This window comes from Paenibacillus lupini, from assembly GCF_011761355.1.
GTDB lineage: Bacteria > Bacillota > Bacilli > Paenibacillales > Paenibacillaceae > Pristimantibacillus > Pristimantibacillus lupini.
Map to the genome: position 1 here is coordinate 573,610 of NZ_JAASRW010000001.1, position 16,595 is coordinate 590,204.

The following is a 16,595-nucleotide window of genomic DNA, read 5'->3' on the forward strand; positions in this document are numbered from 1 at the left end:
ATAGGTGGATAATTTATGATGGAATTAAAGAGCTTCAAAAAATTGTTTCTGATGACGAAAGTAATCAATTCACAATTTGAGCTTTCAGACATTCTTCAAGTGTTCGTAGATGCGATTGCCAGCGAGATTACCCAAGCAGACTTGGTCGGATTTTTCCTGAAACAGCCTGACGGAACCTTTACAGGTTACAAAGGAAATAAGATGTCCATTGATATTACTGAGCTCTTGATCGACCCGCAGAAGGATGCCTTTGTCCGAGATATTCTGGAGAGAAGAGCTAGTGAATACATTGGAGATACAAATATTGATGAGCGGATCGATGATGATAAGAAGCTGCTTATGAAGATTCAATCCATTCTTGGTATACCTGTTATTGTGAATGATTCCATCTTTGGCGTTGTATTTGTTCATGATTTCGGTAAGCCGATGAATTTGACGCGTGAGCAGATTGAAGTAACGGAAGCGTTCGTTAATATGGTCAGTGTAGCTATTCATAATATCCAGATGTTCGAAAATACAAAAAATCTCGTTGAAAAACAGCAGCTGCTGCTGGATGCGACAAAGGCATTGTCCAAATCATTGTCTGTCCGCGAAGTATTAAAGACCTGCTTCCATTATATGAAACGGGCAACAGGCTCCGACGAGGTTGGTATCCACCTTTACAACGAGAAAGATCGTACAATTGAGCCTTATCATATTTCCTCTGTCAGCGTAACGGAAGAGGAGTGGAAGAATCGACATCGCGAAGAAATCAAACTTAGTATCGATAAGGACAAGCTGTTCTATGAGGTTGTAACGGAGAAAAAAGCGGTAGCTATCTCTGATGTCTATGCAGATCCACGTCCGGATCACCGTGCTTGTGAGATGTTTAACATTATGAGTCTGCTTATCATCCCATTAGTAGCGAAGGATCGCGTATTTGGTGATGTTGTCATCCCGACTATGAGCGTAAGCCGTGAGTATGAGCAGGGCGAGATTGAATTTTGCCAATCCATAGCAGATGTGACTGCGACAGCACTTGCGAATGCCATTCATACAGAGAATCTCGATTATTCTGTTAATGTTCGGTCTATGGAGCTGCAGCAGGCGAATTTCAAGCTCGAGGGTCTTGTGAAAGAGCTGGAATATTTGAATGAGCTGAAGAGCGATTTCATTGCAACGCTATCCCATGAGCTTCGAACACCTATTACGGCGGTAAAAGGCACAGTTGATATTTTGCGTAAAGAAGTACTTGGCAAACTGAATGACTCCCAGCTGGATTTGCTTGAAACGGCAGGGAAATCAATCGAACGCCTGCTCAATCAGGTGAATGAGCTGCTTGATTTCGCGAAGATGGAGAATGGCAAATTCGAACTCAGCTATTCGGAATTTGATTTCGAAGAATTGATTCGTGAAGCTACCCATATTGTGGACTCTCTCATTAATAAGAAGAAGCTGGAGCTTGCTGTTGAGATTCATGCTGGCGGGGATAAAACCATGCGTGCTGACCGTGAGAGGATCCTGCAAATTTTGCTGAATCTACTCTCAAACTCCATTAAATTTACTCCGCAGTGGGGTAAGATCACGATAAAAGCGTATATGGAAGACAACGGCATGACGATCGAGGTTGGCGATAGCGGCATTGGTATACCGATTGAGAAGCAGAAAAATATTTTCACTAAATTCTATCAAGTCAATAATCAAATTAATGGAACAGGGCTTGGCTTAGCTATTTCCAAACAGCTGATTGAAATGCATGGAGGTAAAATATCGTTTGAATCCTCCGAAGGGGAAGGCTCTGTATTCAAAATTACGGTTAAGAAATAAGTGATGAGAGAAAAAGGAGAGTAAGATGAGAGCAATCGAAGCTGGATTAAGATTTATGGTAAATCAAGGGGTCAAATATATTTTCGGAGTCCCGGCGGGCTCTATTAATGCATTGTATGATTGCTTGCATGAACTTCCAGAATTAACATCCATTGTAGCTAAGCATGAGTCAAGTTCAGGTTATATGGCAGCAGCCTATACAAGAATTACAGGTATTCCTTCCGTTTGTGTTGGTTCCAGTGGTCCTGGAGCAACAAATCTGGTAACACCTGCTGCTAATGCATGGCGCGAGAAGCTTCCGGTTATTTTCCTTACAGGTGCTATCCCTACGACTAAATTCGGCAGAGGCGGCGGTCAGGAATTACATGCTGATCCAATCTTCGCTTCCATAACTAAACTAAGCAAGACCGTAACAAATCCAGAAGACTTGCCTCGCGTAATAGCTGAAGCGTACAATACGGCAATTAGTGGAATACCTGGCCCGGTACATATTACGATTCCGATTAATATGCAAATGACAGACATCGGAACTCCTGAAGTGTTATCGGTATCGGCGGTTCAACCCGTTTCACCGGCTCAGGAAGACGTTGATGCAGCAGTAGCTGCAATAGCCCAAGCAGGCCGCCGTGGGGTATTATTGCTTGGTCATGGCGCCAAGGAGTTTAAAGATACGATGCTGCGGTTCGCAGAGCTTACTGGATGGCATGTGGCAACAACGCCACGGGGCAAAGGTGCATTCCCGGAAAATCATCCGCTTGCACTTGGTGTATATGGTCTGGCGAGTAATGATTCTGCCGTTGAATATTTGCGTGGCGATCAGCATGACTTATTAATGATTGTTGGTTCAGCCCTAGGGGAATCCGCGACAAGCAGTTGGGATGAGCGTCTGGTTGATGGCAAACAGCTGATCCACATTGATCACGACAAGCGTGAGCTTGGCAAAAACTTCGAGACGGACTACCCGATACATGGCGATATTGAGCTCGTTGTCTGGCAGTTGATTGACCGATTGACTATGAGCATGAGTGAAGAGGGGCTCCAAGAGATTTCTTTGGCCTACAAGGAAGCTGCGGCAGCTTCTGTAGTGACTGAGCCGGCTTCAGAGGATTGGAATACTCGGACGGCAATCCGTCAACTTAATCTTATCGCTCCTGATAATGCCCGTTATTATGTAGATATCGGCGAATTTATGACGTACTCGATTCAGAATCTCATTATTCGTGAAAATCAAGCCTTTGATATCAACATCAACTTTGGTGGGATGGGATCTGGTATCGGCGGTGCATTAGGTGCGCAGCTTGCAGAGCCTGAACGTCCAACGATTTGTATTACAGGCGACGGCTGCTTCTTTATGCATGGACTCGAAGTATTAACAGCGAAAGAATATCATTTGCCGATTGTTTTTGTTGTTATTAATAATGCACGGCTTGGTATGGTATATCACGGGCATATGATGCAGTACAAACGCTGCTTGGACGATTTCTCACAGCAGAGGACAAGCATTGCAGATGTCGCTAAAGCGCTTGGCATTCGGTATGCACAGGCCAATTCGCTGGAGGAGCTTCAGCCTGAACTGGCGAAGTCGTGGTTTGATCAATCGCAAGGGCCAATCGTTATTGAGGTTAATGTCGAGGGAAACGAAATTCCTCCGATGGGCGAGCGAGTTAAGTTTTTACAAGGTGCAACGTATTAAATAGGATGAAGCTGTTCCAAGAAATTGGAGCAGCTTTTTTTATTTTCCAGTCCCTGCATTTAACTGCAAATCGCATAAAAAGGGAAATGACGTGAAACGTTAAGGGCAACGGAAGGGAGGCTTTTGGCAAATGAGAAGGAAAGAGATATCATCTTTTTATTTCTATATGCTGCATGGCTTACTTATTGCCGTCGTCCTGATCCTTATCCTGACTTTCGCGGAACATCCGGCTGTTGCAGGACAACGGTTCACGAAACCTGCGTCCATTATCGCTCATCGCGGCGCATCTGGGTATGCACCTGAACACACGATTGCCGCATACCGCAGTGCAATTGACTCCGGGGCGGATTATATCGAGATAGATCTTCAACAGACGAAGGATGGCGAGATCATCGCCATGCATGATGATAGCGTCAATCGTACGACAAATGCAAAAGGCAAAGTAGCCGCAATGACCCTTGCTGACATCCAGCAGCTTGATGCAGGCTCTTGGTTCAATAAGCATCATCCGATGTATGCCAGGGATGAGTTCACGAGACAGCAAGTTCCGTCATTACGAGATATATTTACTACTTTTGGCCACGACACACGTTATATTCTTGAGATCAAAGATACAGAATTTAACCCGGGAATTGAGGAAAGGCTGCTTCTATTAATTAAGCAATTCCGCCTTGAAGACCATGTCATTATCCAGTCGTTTAATTCCAAAAGCTTGAAGAAAATTCATCAATTAAACGATCATATCGTGCTGTACCAACTGATGTGGTATAACACTCCTGCTCGAATCAGCAGTGCTTCGCTGCACAAAATTAAGAAATATGCAAAAGGGATCAGTCCGAATTTTCCAAAGATTAATGCCGCCTATGTTAAAAAAGTTCAAAAATCCGGCCTGCGCATTTACCCGTACACGGTTAATTATCAACTGAACATGGATCGTGCTTTGAATTGGGGAGTAGATGGCATCTTTACTGATTACCCGGACCGATTCCGTGAAGTTCTGCAAAAGAACAGCAGCTTTGTTTATTTGCTTCGTCATACTCTTGCCCAGTGGTTGAACAACTAGCGGCGAGAACGAAATTTAAGCGAGCGCCGAATAAGCATTGGAAGAGCCATGCTGCCGGCGCTTGCGGTTATCATCGAATGGAAGGGAATGACGAGCGCGTAATAAGCAGCTGTACTGATAATGATGTCAATCAGGATAAATTTTTTCACTTCTGCGATCGGTATAACGACTACAATAATATTCTGTTTATTCCCCATCAAAGCTCCTCCAACCATAGTAATCTCTAATTCTCATCCTATTTCAGCCCCACTTTGTCCCATTCGTTTAAATTCCGTTTAAATTCGGAGGGTATGATGATCCCAGTTAAACGAATTAGTGAGGTGCTGAATGTGAAGCAAAATAGTAAAACGCTTGTCCTGATCGGTTTGCTGCTTGGCCTTATTTTTGCTGAGATGGATGAGACGGTCGTATCAACCGCTATGCCTACGATCATTAGGGAGCTGCACGGCTTATCGTTATACGGCTGGGTTGCTGGTGTGTATATGCTCACTATGACAATTGCGATGCCAATCCTGGGAAGACTTGCGGATGTATTTGGGCGAAAAAAAGTCTACATGAGCTGTATGGCTCTATTTTGTCTAGGTTCGATCATTTGCGGCTCGGCAGACTCGATGGCACAGCTTCTTATCGGCAGAGGTGTTCAAGGGATTGGAGCAGGTGGTTTAATGCCAATCGCTCTGGTTATTATAGGAGAGACGTTCCCGCTTGAGCAGCGTGCGAAGGTGCAAAGCCTTATTGGTCCTATGATGATACTCCCACAGCTGATCGGACCCACGATTGGTGGTTATTTTGTCGGTAATTTAAATTGGCACTGGTTATTCCTGATCAATATTCCGGTAGCTGTTGTTGCTGTAGCTTTCCTGTTCAAAGGGCTGCATGAGTCTAGAGGGGAAGAGAAACACACGATTGACTGGGCTGGCGCTGGCACTCTTGTTGCTGCATTGCTATCGTTCCTGCTTGCCCCCGTATTGATCGACAATCAGGGACTGAGCTGGACTTCACCCATTATTATCGGTCTGTTAGTCTTGTCGGCCTTATTAATTACCTTATTCATTCGGATTGAATCCAAAGCGAAGGAGCCAATCATTCCGCTTCATCTGTTCCGTAACCGGAATGTTGTTGTCTTATCACTTATCGTATTTACTCTTATGTTGGGGTTAATGGGCGGAATTTCGACCTTCCCGTTCTTTGCGCAAAATGTAATGGGCCTGACACCAACGGCGGCTGGTTATCTGATGTTCGCCTTTATGGCTGGAGCTATCCCATCGAGTATTCTTATCGGATTCTTAGTTACTCGAGTTGCTTATCGTAATCTGTTTATTATTTGTTTCATACTGCCGTTAGTAGGGATCTACCTGCTATCTCAGATCGCTGTAAGTACAACCGTTCTTTACATCATTATTGCTTTCTTTATAATGGGTCTTGGCATGGGGGCGCTGTTCGGCAGTGATAACCTGATCGTGCAGGAGTCCGTAGCGAAGGAGCATAGCGGGGTAGCGCTTGGTACGGTGCAGCTGTTCCAGTCACTTGGAGCTACAGTTGGACTTAGTGTACTTGGCAGTGTCCTGGCGAAAAATATTAAGGATGGTGTAAATGGCTTATCAAGTGGTATTGATCCGCAAACGGTAAATACCATTCAAACAGGCGGCATACCGGCTGGCTTGTCGTCAGATCTGGTGTTAAAGATCCAAACGGTATTTGCTAATGCCTTTGACCATATCTTTGTTATTGCCTTGGGGTTTGCTGTTGTGTCATTTGTCCTCTGTTGGTTCTTGAAAAAGGAAGTGCTCACAAAGCGTGAGGAAGTAGAAGAAGAGGTAGCTGCCTAGAATGCTTTGAATAACACGATAAGAAACGGTCATCTTATTCTTGGATAAGATCGCCGTTTTTTGTGCTTTTGTTACATAATGGAATTCAATCCAGGGCACATTGTAAGTATTGAAAAGCTGGAGGAACTATCAACATGAGCGAGACTACTTTATTCCGTGAACCCAAAACCCGGAAGCTGCTATTAAGCGCCGGATTCAGCTGGCTGTTTGATGCCATGGATGTGGGGTTGGTCTCGTTTATTGCGGCAGCACTAAGCGTAGACTGGAACCTGAGCGCACAGCAGATCGGACTGCTCGCTGCAATTAATTCTACAGGGATGGCATTTGGCGCAGCTGTATCCGGATCACTCGCTGATCGATATGGACGAAAGGCAGTTTTACTTTGGACGTTGCTCCTATTTTCCGTGGCTAGCGGATTGTCCGCACTTGCACCCAATCTACTCGTACTAAGCATTCTGCGCTTTATTGCCGGGTTTGGATTAGGTGGAGAGCTTCCGGTTGCTTCGACGCTGGTATCGGAATCGGTGCCGGAGAAAGTGAGAGGAAGGGCCATTGTCCTTCTAGAAAGTTTCTGGGCGGGCGGCTGGATATTAGCAGCGCTAATCTCCTACTTCTTTATTCCGCACTATGGCTGGAGAATGGCACTTGTTATTGGTGCTGTACCAGCGATTTATGCCTTGTTCCTAAGAAGAGCGATCGAGGACTCGCCTCGTTATAAAGAGCAGGCAGGGAAGAAGAAGCTGACCTTCAGCGAACGTATGGCATCCATCTGGTCTGCCAAATATCAACGGGCGACGATTACGCTCTGGATATTATGGTTTACGGTTGTGTTCTCCTATTACGGGATGTTTCTATGGTTACCTACCGTGATGGTTATGAAAGGATATACGCTGGTTAAAAGCTTTCAATACGTATTGATCATTACATTAGCACAGCTGCCGGGTTACTTTACTGCCGCCTATCTGATCGAGAAAGTAGGGCGGAAAGGGGTATTAGCTGTCTATTTGCTTATGACCGCCATCTGTGCGATTTGGTTTGGCAATGCGACTACAACGGGGATGCTACTTACTGCAGGTATTTTCCTGTCATTCTTTAACCTGGGAGCATGGGGTGCGATGTATGCTTATACGCCTGAGCTGTACCCAACAAGCGTTCGCTCTACTGGAGTTGGCTTTGCCGCTGCTTTCGGGCGTATTGGCGGCATAATTGGTCCGTATCTTGTTGGAATGTTAATTGATAAGGGCACAACTATTACCAGCGTGTTTGTGGTGTTCTTTATTGCGATTGTTATTGGCGCACTAACGGTCTTGTTCTTTGGAGTGGAGACCAAGGGAACGGATCCGGATCGCATCGTTAAGGAATGAAGGAGGGCTGTTAATGGCATCGAGTGAATTTTCACCTCTCTTGCATGCAAATATAGAGAGAATGAAGCTAATTATGGGCTTTAGCTCGGATTTTATCGTTCGTGAATTGGTCATTTCGAACAATCGGAAGACTGCGATTTTTTATTTAGATGGTATGGTTGACAAGAATGAACTTCAAAGTGGTGTTATAACCGCTTTGCTTGATCGAACACCGTTGGATTCAGTTAATCTCAATGTTCTGCGAGAGCATGTCTTGGATGCTGGTGAGGTGACCCCGATTCGCACGGTTGATGCTGCCTTGGAGCAGATCTTCTCAGGCAGCTTATTGATTATGCTGGACGGGGAGCCGGAAGGGCTAGTCGTTGCGATGCCAGGATGGGAAGATCGTTCCATTACAGAATCGAAGACTCAGTCCGTTGTGCGTGGGCCGCAAGATTCCTTCACAGAGACGTTGCGTACCAATACGACATTAGTTCGACGCCGCGTGAAAGACAAGAGAATAAGGCTGATCACGCTTAAAGTCGGCAAAATGACGAAAACGGATGTGGCCGTCATGTATATGGATGGTTTGGCTAATGATAAGCTGGTTCGCCAGCTTATCAGACGTCTGCAAACCTCCAAGCAGGATCGTGTGCTCGAAGGCGAGTATCTGGAAGAGATTTTGCATGAAAAGAAGCAGTGGACAATCTTCCCTACGATCTACAACACAGACAGGCCGGATACGATAGCTGCCGGCATCATGGAAGGGAAGGTTGCGCTGTTCATCGACGGTACACCGTTCGTTATAATGACTCCAGCAATATTCATTGATTTTATTCAATCGGCCGAGGATTATTATCAACAGCCTCTGTACAGCACTTTGATTCGGTTGCTTCGATATGCAGCGCTTGCCATCTGTTTACTTGTGCCGTCCGCTTATATCGCACTCACCACATTCCATCAGGATATGCTGCCGACACAGCTGCTTCTCAGTCTTGCGGCTCAGCGGGAGGGCGTGCCTCTGCCGGCTTTTATTGAAGCATTGCTGATGGAAGGAACGTTCGAAATCTTACGGGAAGCGGGCATTCGGATGCCGCGAACGATTGGGCAAGCTGTATCTATTGTTGGAACGATTGTAATTGGCCAGGCTGCTGTAGAAGCAAGCATTGTATCGGCCGCAATGGTGATTATTGTAGCGATTACGGCCATATCCAGTTTTGTCATTCCAGCTTATTCGATGTCAATCCCGATTCGGATCATACGCTTTTTGTTTATGGCCTTATCAGCTTCATTTGGCATTTACGGGCTAATGATCGGCATCATTATACTTGTCGTACATCTTAGCCATCTGCAGTCTTTTGGCATTCCTTATTTAAGCCCAGCAGCACCATTTCAGGCGAACAATCAGAATGATGCCATCTTCCGGATGCCGTTTTGGAGGTCTACGCAAGGACAAACGAAGCAGGATAACTCATCATGAATGCTTTCAAACGGATTGGGGCTGTAATAACGGCCATTCTGATTATCATTATGTTCTTATCTGGCTGCTGGAATCGACGGGAACTGAATGCCATCTCCGTTGTGCTTGCGATGGGCATAGATTGGGTAGACAACCAATATGAAATAACAGTCCAAGTATCTGATCCCTCACAGATGTCGATAAATCGATCTACCGGTCAGCGTTCGCCAGCTATTATTTTCTCGGAGCGTGCTCCAACGATTTTTGAAGCGATACGCAAAATTACTACGAAAGCTTCCAGAAGAATGTATCTGTCGCATATGCGAATCGTCATTATTGACGAGGTTGTGGCAGAGAGGGGAATCCGTAATCCATTGGACTTTTTGTTTCGGGATCATGAGGTCCGCCCGGATTTTTACATGGCGATTGCGAAAGGCTGTTCAGCAAAGGATATTCTTGCTTTTGTTACGCCCATGGAAGTACTGCCTGCAATGGATCTGTATAAGTCACTTAAAGTATCGGAGCATGCTTGGGCACCTACTTCGGCCGTTAACGTTGTTGATATGATGCAAAAGTTGACAAAGGATGGCATTGATCCCGTGCTGACAGGCATCACTCTCATTGGCAATCGAAAAAAAGGAATGAAGATGGATAATGTCAAGCAGCCAGCTTCTTATGCAGAGTACAAATATACTGGGATCGGCGTTCTGCTAGATGATCGGATAGTTGGATGGCTTAATGAATCGAAAAGCAAGGGCTACAGCTATATCACGAACAATGTACATAACACCGTAAGCCATATATCTTGTCCAAATTCGAAGGAAAATTTTGTGATAGAAGTATACAAATCAAAGGCCAAGATAACTCCTTCTATTAAGAACGGGAACCCATTCATTAAGGTTGAATTGCGGAGTGAGGCAAACATTGGAGAGTATCACTGCCAAGCTGATTTAGCAGATGAACAAATATTTAACCAGTTGCAGGAGGCGGCAAGACAAGAGCAGAAGAAGACGCTTGAAGACAGCATTGCTTATGTTCAGCAGAAATTTGGAGCGGACATTTTTGGATTTGGGGAGTATTTCCATGAGAAATATCCAAGACAGTGGCAAGCGTGGAAAATGGTATGGCCGGAAGTGTTTAAGAATGAGCTGAAGGTTGAGGTTATCGTTAAGAGCGAGCTGCACAATCAATACCATTCACAGGCAGCCAAAATGAAGAGAGGGGCAGCACGGGTGGTGAACATGATGATTTTGCTGCTATTCCTGATTGGAGCTTATTTGCAATATCGTGCCTTGCTGAAGCGACGGGCTATCCGTGACATTGTCATCAGCTCTTGTTTTCTGGTTGTGGGCGTCTCCCTTGTATTGCTGAAACAGTTCGAGGTGACATTGCCCAGCCCGATGACAGGTATTGAAACGATGTTCAAACCTTTTGAAACTTTCGTATCCAAGCTGCTAAGTTAGTCTAGATTCGTAGAAGGGAGATGTGGGATGACATGAATTCCGAAAAGCTTACGATCCGGCAGATGACATTGTGGTTTATCTTATATCAGCTCGGCAGCGCATTTCTAGTTTTGCCTTCCAATCTCGCTTCTATTGCTAAACAGGATGCCTGGATTTCCTTATTGCTAGTTCTGGCTGTTCAAATGCTGATGATTATGGTCTATGCAGGAATTGTAAAGCACCTTTATGGAGTTCCGTTTGAGCAGTACATACAGACTCTGTTCGGCAAATTGTTCGGAAAGCTGTTTTTGCTGTTGTTTACTTTAATGTTTCCTTTCCTGATCATGAGCCTTTCCCTACGAGATCTGGGTGAATATATTACAACGGTCATTATGCCGGAAACTCCGATGGAAGCTATATTTGTCATGATGCTGGGAGCTGTGATTTATGTCGTATACTGCGGTGTTACAACAATTGGACGTGCGGCTGAAGTGTTGTTTTTCCTTGTAATGGCTCTGCTTGTTTTAGGCTACCTATCATTAATTCCGACCGCAAAGGTTTCTAATTTGCTACCGGTATTGGAATTTGGGTGGAAGCCAATTGTACATGCCTCATTAACGACCATCGCTTTTCCATATATCGAGAGTGTATTGTTCCTCTATTTTACCACTCAGCCGGACAAATGGAGGAACATTGTTATGAAGAGCTCGCTGTTTTCAGGCGTCTTATTTATGTATGTAACGCTGGTCGTAATTGCCGTTCTTAGTCAGGGCGTAGTATCAACCTTAACTTTTTCGAGTTATTTTGTCGTACGGACCATAAGCTTCAGCGATTTCTTCGAACGGTTTGAAGTTGCAGTGTCTGTCGTTTGGTTCATTGCGATTTTTTTTCGATTATCCTTGCTGATGTACGTAAGTGTAAGGGGGCTAGCTGCGGTATTCCAATTAGAGAATTATCGCACGCTATTAATACCGCTGGGGTTAATAGCGTATGTAATTGCGGGAGTATTATGGCCAAACACGGCTGTATTACTTACAAGCTACCGTATTTGGCCGTATTATACGATGATCTTTGGGATCATCTGTCCAATTCTGATTTGGACTGCGGGGCAGATCAAACGAAGTGCAGCCAGTTAATTGGCTGCTGCGATGGACTTCAGCTTATCCCATTCTTCGGTATGGGAGCGCAATTGCTCTAATAGAGCGTCCATTCTGCGAATAAGCTCAGCTCTTTGCTCTGCATCCATCTCCTGTAAGGATAAAGCTGCTTCATCCGGCAAGGGAGAGAAAACAGGCAGGGCGGAAAGCAGCTGATTCAGTTTCGTATCCATGGCTGCGTAAGGATTTTCTGGTGTAGGAGCAGCTTCTACGGAGACAGCGAATGTCTCGGTTGGGATATCGAGTTTAGTAGCCTTTTCTGTTTTTGGTGGCTTTGGTTCCGCAGGTTTAGCTTTTTCAGCCTTATTACTCTGTTGGATGGACCAGGTTTCAAGCAATCCAGGACCAGATTTGTATAACAGCTTGTCCTTGGTAGAAGCCGAAATATCTTTGTCCTTGAAAAGCTTAGCGATCTTCTTCACATCACTTGGCGGCATTTCATCTTTGGCCATAATAAGCGCCAGCGGATCACGATGCTCCATCGGCAAGTCCTTAAGCGGCAGTAATTGATCTTCGGTCAAACGATCCTTGCGAATCTCGGTACCGCCAATAATAAGCTTGCGAACGGCATTGCTGAATTTCAGAAGCTCACATTTATTTTTTATGTAGGATTCCGGTTTGCCGAATTTACTTGCCAGAAATTTGACCGAGCGGTTAAACTTCGGATCTGTCATCAGCTTATTAAAGGCTTCAGCTTCCTCAATTGGAGAAAAGCCTTGCCGAGTGAGATTTTCTGCGATTTGCTCCATATAAATATCCTGCTCATCGGTCATGCTCGTCACAATGCAAGGAATAGCTGGCAGGTCAAGGCGTTTGCATGCTTTATATCGACGGTTGCCATAAATGATCTTATAACGTCCGCCTTCAATGGTTCTTACTTTGATGGGAGAGAGAAGACCGATTTCTTCAATATTGCGCATCAGCTCTACAAGTGCTTCCTCGTCGAACTGATAACGCGGCTGGTCCGTATCCTCGTCAATCATGGCTAGGGGAATTTGTACAATGTCCATAACTTGTCTCCTATTCTTCTGTTCTATCTTTCTATTATACCGTAAACATTGCTCCTGTTGCTTTAAAGCTTTAAACTGTACATTGAAGGGAGCGATGTTCAGATGAAAGTATTGTTTATCGGAGGTACTGGCTTAATCAGCCAGGCGGTATCGAAGCTTGCTGCTGAGAAAGGTATTAAGCTCTATTTGTTTAACCGTGGTAATCGGGATGGCTTAGTCCCGGAAGGCGCAGAGATTATCGTAGGAGATATCCGTGATAAGGAATCTGCTGCAGCTGCACTAGATGGATATGAGTTCGATGTTGTTGTCGACTGGATCGCTTTCACACCGGAACATGTACAGACTGATATTGAACTATTCCGGGGACGTACGAAGCAATATATCTTTATCAGTTCTGCATCTGCCTACCAGAAGCCGCTGAAGCATTATATCATAACCGAGGAAGGTACGCCGCTTGAAAATCCATACTGGCAATATTCACGAGATAAAATCGCTTGTGAAGAGCTGCTGATGAAAGAGTATGCGAATGCCGGCTTCCCGGCAACCATTGTCCGCCCTTCGTTTACATACGGCGATACAATGATCCCTGCCTCGCTGAACAGCTGGCCTCATCCATGGTCACTTGTTGCGCGTATGCGTAAAGGGCTGCCAATTATCGTTCATGGAGACGGCCAATCGTTATGGACAATGACGCATAACAGTGATTTTGCAAAAGGTTTTGTAGGCCTGCTTGGCCAGCAGTCTGCGATAGGTGAAGCTTATCATATTACATCAGATGAAGTACTTACTTGGGACCAGATCTATGATGCGATTGGTGCTGCTGCAGGCGTAAAGCCTAATCTTGTACATATTTCTTCCGAATTCCTAATCTCTTATGATTCGGAGCTTGTTGGAGGATTATTGGGTGACAAAGCCGTAAGCGCTGTGTTCGACAACAGCAAGATCAAGCAGCTTGTACCAGAGTTTATGGCTACTTTACCTTTTGCAGAAGGCATCAAGCGGACGATTGAATGGTTCGAAGCACACCCGGAGCGTTGTACGGAAGATGAAGAGTGGAATAAGCAAATGGACAAAATCATTGCTGCGCACTCATCCGGTTTTAAGAAAGGTTAGTTAATTATAAATAGAGGCCGTACGGGGATTAATCTCGTACGGTTTTATTTTTGTTTGCACGATTAGGCATTGACCGTGTCCGATAGACTTCTGCCCCATATTTTAATAATAGTAGGGGAAGAGGGGGGAACACCTTTGTATAATGAAGCCCTTGTTGAAGTCACTAGTAACAGCAAGCAAGGCATGAATCAAGTGGCCATAAGTCGAAGTCTTATGAATAAATGGGGATTAATGGCCTCTACAACGATAAAAGTGAATATCGGGCATCTTGCGATACAAGCGAACGTGATCCCGATTAATAGTAATACACCAAAAATCGTGTTATCCAAGGCGCATAACGCTAAGCTTTCCATTCCGAAACCATGCAAGCTATATGCTTACTATAATCAAAAATCTATTCGGCTCGGGCCGGTCGTTGGCGTAGTTGTGAGTAGCCCGAAATTTGAAGAGGTCAGCACTCATTTTCTGCAGTCCCATACAACAGGACGACCAATGCTGCTCTATAAATTCAGGCCGCAGGATATTAATTGGAGGAGTCGGAAGGTTAACGGAAGCTTCCTGCAGCGGTCTGGTAAAGGGATGCGGTGGCATAAGGCAACCGCTCCATTCCCGAACGTCATCTACAACCAAATTATTTCTAGAAAATTCTATAGTACGCCGTTGTATAAACGGTTCTTCGAGCGTGTCTACCATACGCGCAGTACCATCTTCAATCATAAAAACTTCAATAAAAGCGACATGTATACGTTTATATCAAATGATCCAGAGTTGAAAGCTCATTTGCCGCTCATGCATATCTCTCCGTCCATTCATCAAATCGAGGAACTATTAAAAAACTCAACCTCCGTCTTCCTCAAACCACTTAAAGGAAGTGGTGGCCAGGGCATCTATAAAATCAGCCGAAGATCAAGCTCACGTCAATACTATTGCGAAGCCATATTTGGTACGACGAAGGTCAGTAAGCCATATTCCTCCCTGACGCAATTGATTCGCAATCATATTCCGAAGCTGTCGTCCTACTTGGTCCAACAAGGTGTGGAGCTGAAGCGTTACGGAGAAGATTTCTTTGATTTGCGCGTCCAGCTTAATAAGAATGGCAAGAACGAATGGGTGGTTGCAGCCATCGGGGCTAATATCAATCATCCCAGCAAAATTACGACTCATGGCGGCTGGATTAAGACAGGGCCTTATGTATTAAATGAAGTATTCAGGCAGAGAGCAGGCGTTATCGAGGATAAAATAAAAAAGGTATCGAAACGAATCGGGTATGTGCTGGAAAAAGGGTATGGACATGAGCTTGGTGATCTAGGCATTGATCTTGGCGTTGATCAGGATGGACGTGTATGGATATTCGAAGCGAACAGCGCTCCGGGCCGACACATATTTAAACATGAGCTTCTTAAGCCGCTTCATCGGAAGTCCGATCACCTTATGATGGACTATTGCCAGTATCTGTTCAGGAAGCAGAACGATAAGTTCTTTCCAAGCATGCGTAGTACACGCGTGGCAAAACTTAGGAAGCTGAAATGAATAAGGGGAATATAGAAAATAGCGGTGCAGGAAAAACTCCTGCACCGCTATTTTATGATTTGATCTCTTTTTAATTTTCTTAAAGTATTGAAGCAGAAATCTGCGAAATTCCCATTTTTTTATATATTTCTATTGATTAGGTTAATGGCAAACGGAGCATTTTGAATGATTCTGGAGAAGCGCCAGCGCTCGCTTTTGCTCGGGGAATCCAACCTTACTTCTAATTCATAGGAATCCCCGAGCAATGGCGATCGGAAGAACATTCAAATGCGCAGCTTGATGATTAACCATAAGATGCCGCGATTCGTTTCACTCGTTCAAGGCCTTCCCACATATCGCCTGGGCCATCGTAGATCAGGACGAAAGCGCCGTTAAATCCGGCTGCAGAGACAGCGTCCAGACATTTGCGGAGCTCCGTTTCATCCGGAATACCGTTCTCATCATATTGAGGCTTCACATGAATGGATACGCTTAAAGGTGTTGTGAGTGCAAGCTCCTCATATTTATGAGCGCCATGGAAGTTTCCGAAGTCCGTAATGGTCGAGGCATGTTCACCCCAGGCATCAAACAACTTTTTGCAGCTCGCTCCGGTTGAAGTCAGTGACTTGAAATTTTCTGTTACAACCTTAACTCCAACTGTTCGTCCATAAGCAGACAGCTCTGACAGTCTTGAGGCGGAAGCCAAGATTGCCTCTTCATCCGTCGGCAATGCCTCACCAGCTACTACTCGGATTTGTTTGGCACCGCAAAGGGAAGCGATATCGATCCATTCTCGAATTAGCGACAGATCGGCGGTTACACGGCGATCATTTGATGAAGTGATATCGCCATAATCAAGCAGCAGGGTGTCGAAGGACAAGCCAGCTGATTCGAAAGCTTGTTTGACGTCCGCCAAGTATGCCGGTTCCGTTGAAGGGAAGTGGAAGTGGCATACTTCAACGGCCTGATAACCACGTCTGGCCGCTTCTGCTGGGAGTTCAAGCAGCGTGTGAATCAATGGCTGTTCCTGAACAGAAGTGTTGTGCTCGCCCGTTTCTTCATTCCAAATCGTCCAGCGAAGTGGACCTAAATTCCGGTGAAGGCTCCAAGTACTTAATGATAAATAAGACATATGTAATCCCACCTTATCCAAAGATCTCCTTGCCATTAT

General features: G+C 45.1%; 13 protein-coding genes. 10 read left to right on the forward strand and 3 right to left on the reverse strand.

Annotation, left to right across the window (positions count from 1 at the left end; all coding sequences use genetic code 11):
- Nucleotides 1-15 precede the first annotated feature (15 nt).
- The 3 genes from FHS17_RS02855 to FHS17_RS02865 all read left to right on the forward strand — a co-directional run bounded on the left by FHS17_RS02855 (nucleotide 16) and on the right by FHS17_RS02865 (nucleotide 4,562).
- Entirely contained in the window at nucleotides 16-1,806 is a 1,791-nt protein-coding gene (locus FHS17_RS02855) for a GAF domain-containing sensor histidine kinase (RefSeq protein ID WP_167274114.1), read from the forward strand.
- Nucleotides 1,807-1,831: 25 nt separating this feature from the next.
- Nucleotides 1,832-3,499: a thiamine pyrophosphate-binding protein gene (locus FHS17_RS02860; protein ID WP_167274117.1), complete on the forward strand. Its 1,668-nt coding sequence runs from the start codon at nucleotides 1,832-1,834 to the stop codon at nucleotides 3,497-3,499.
- Nucleotides 3,500-3,629: 130 nt separating this feature from the next.
- A complete protein-coding gene (locus FHS17_RS02865; RefSeq protein ID WP_167274122.1) occupies nucleotides 3,630-4,562 on the forward strand; it encodes a glycerophosphodiester phosphodiesterase in 933 nt (310 codons plus the stop codon).
- On the opposite strand, the gene FHS17_RS02870 is transcribed toward FHS17_RS02865, so the two are convergent.
- Nucleotides 4,559-4,759 (reverse strand): hypothetical protein, encoded by a 201-nt coding sequence (locus FHS17_RS02870; RefSeq protein ID WP_167274126.1) that lies wholly within the window; start codon nucleotides 4,757-4,759, stop codon nucleotides 4,559-4,561. The genes FHS17_RS02865 and FHS17_RS02870 overlap by 4 nt on opposite strands.
- 93 nt (nucleotides 4,760-4,852) lie before the next feature.
- Between FHS17_RS02870 and FHS17_RS02875 the strand changes: the two genes are divergently transcribed.
- From FHS17_RS02875 to FHS17_RS02895, 5 genes are all read left to right on the forward strand, one after another.
- Nucleotides 4,853-6,391: an MDR family MFS transporter gene (locus tag FHS17_RS02875; protein ID WP_243865151.1), complete on the forward strand. Its 1,539-nt coding sequence runs from the start codon at nucleotides 4,853-4,855 to the stop codon at nucleotides 6,389-6,391.
- Nucleotides 6,392-6,525: 134 nt separating this feature from the next.
- Nucleotides 6,526-7,755 carry an MFS transporter gene (locus FHS17_RS02880; RefSeq protein WP_167274129.1) on the forward strand — a complete coding sequence of 410 codons (1,230 nt, stop codon included), beginning with the start codon at nucleotides 6,526-6,528 and terminating at the stop codon, nucleotides 7,753-7,755.
- Nucleotides 7,756-7,768: 13 nt separating this feature from the next.
- On the forward strand, nucleotides 7,769-9,214 hold the full coding sequence (locus tag FHS17_RS02885; protein WP_167274133.1) for a spore germination protein: 1,446 nt from the start codon (nucleotides 7,769-7,771) through the stop codon (nucleotides 9,212-9,214).
- Nucleotides 9,211-10,656 (forward strand): Ger(x)C family spore germination protein, encoded by a 1,446-nt coding sequence (locus FHS17_RS02890; RefSeq protein WP_167274136.1) that lies wholly within the window; start codon nucleotides 9,211-9,213, stop codon nucleotides 10,654-10,656. The genes FHS17_RS02885 and FHS17_RS02890 overlap by 4 nt, the downstream gene beginning before the upstream one ends.
- A gap of 32 nt (nucleotides 10,657-10,688) precedes the next feature.
- Complete coding sequence (locus FHS17_RS02895; protein ID WP_167274140.1) at nucleotides 10,689-11,771, forward strand: GerAB/ArcD/ProY family transporter; 1,083 nt, start codon at nucleotides 10,689-10,691, stop codon at nucleotides 11,769-11,771.
- On the opposite strand, the gene FHS17_RS02900 is transcribed toward FHS17_RS02895, so the two are convergent.
- On the reverse strand, nucleotides 11,768-12,802 hold the full coding sequence (locus tag FHS17_RS02900) for a ParB/RepB/Spo0J family partition protein (RefSeq protein ID WP_167274143.1): 1,035 nt from the start codon (nucleotides 12,800-12,802) through the stop codon (nucleotides 11,768-11,770). The two genes, FHS17_RS02895 and FHS17_RS02900, sit on opposite strands and share 4 nt — an antisense overlap.
- A gap of 102 nt (nucleotides 12,803-12,904) precedes the next feature.
- Between FHS17_RS02900 and FHS17_RS02905 the strand changes: the two genes are divergently transcribed.
- Nucleotides 12,905-13,915 carry an SDR family oxidoreductase gene (locus FHS17_RS02905; RefSeq protein ID WP_167274146.1) on the forward strand — a complete coding sequence of 337 codons (1,011 nt, stop codon included), beginning with the start codon at nucleotides 12,905-12,907 and terminating at the stop codon, nucleotides 13,913-13,915.
- A gap of 135 nt (nucleotides 13,916-14,050) precedes the next feature.
- The gene (locus FHS17_RS02910; protein ID WP_167274149.1) at nucleotides 14,051-15,445 is read left to right on the forward strand and encodes a YheC/YheD family endospore coat-associated protein; all 1,395 of its coding nucleotides are present in this window, start codon (nucleotides 14,051-14,053) and stop codon (nucleotides 15,443-15,445) included.
- 283 nt (nucleotides 15,446-15,728) lie between these two features.
- Here FHS17_RS02910 and FHS17_RS02915 read toward each other — a convergent pair whose 3' ends face one another.
- The gene (locus FHS17_RS02915; protein WP_167274152.1) at nucleotides 15,729-16,556 is read right to left on the reverse strand and encodes a sugar phosphate isomerase/epimerase family protein; all 828 of its coding nucleotides are present in this window, start codon (nucleotides 16,554-16,556) and stop codon (nucleotides 15,729-15,731) included.
- Between the last annotated feature and the right edge of the window lie 39 nt (nucleotides 16,557-16,595).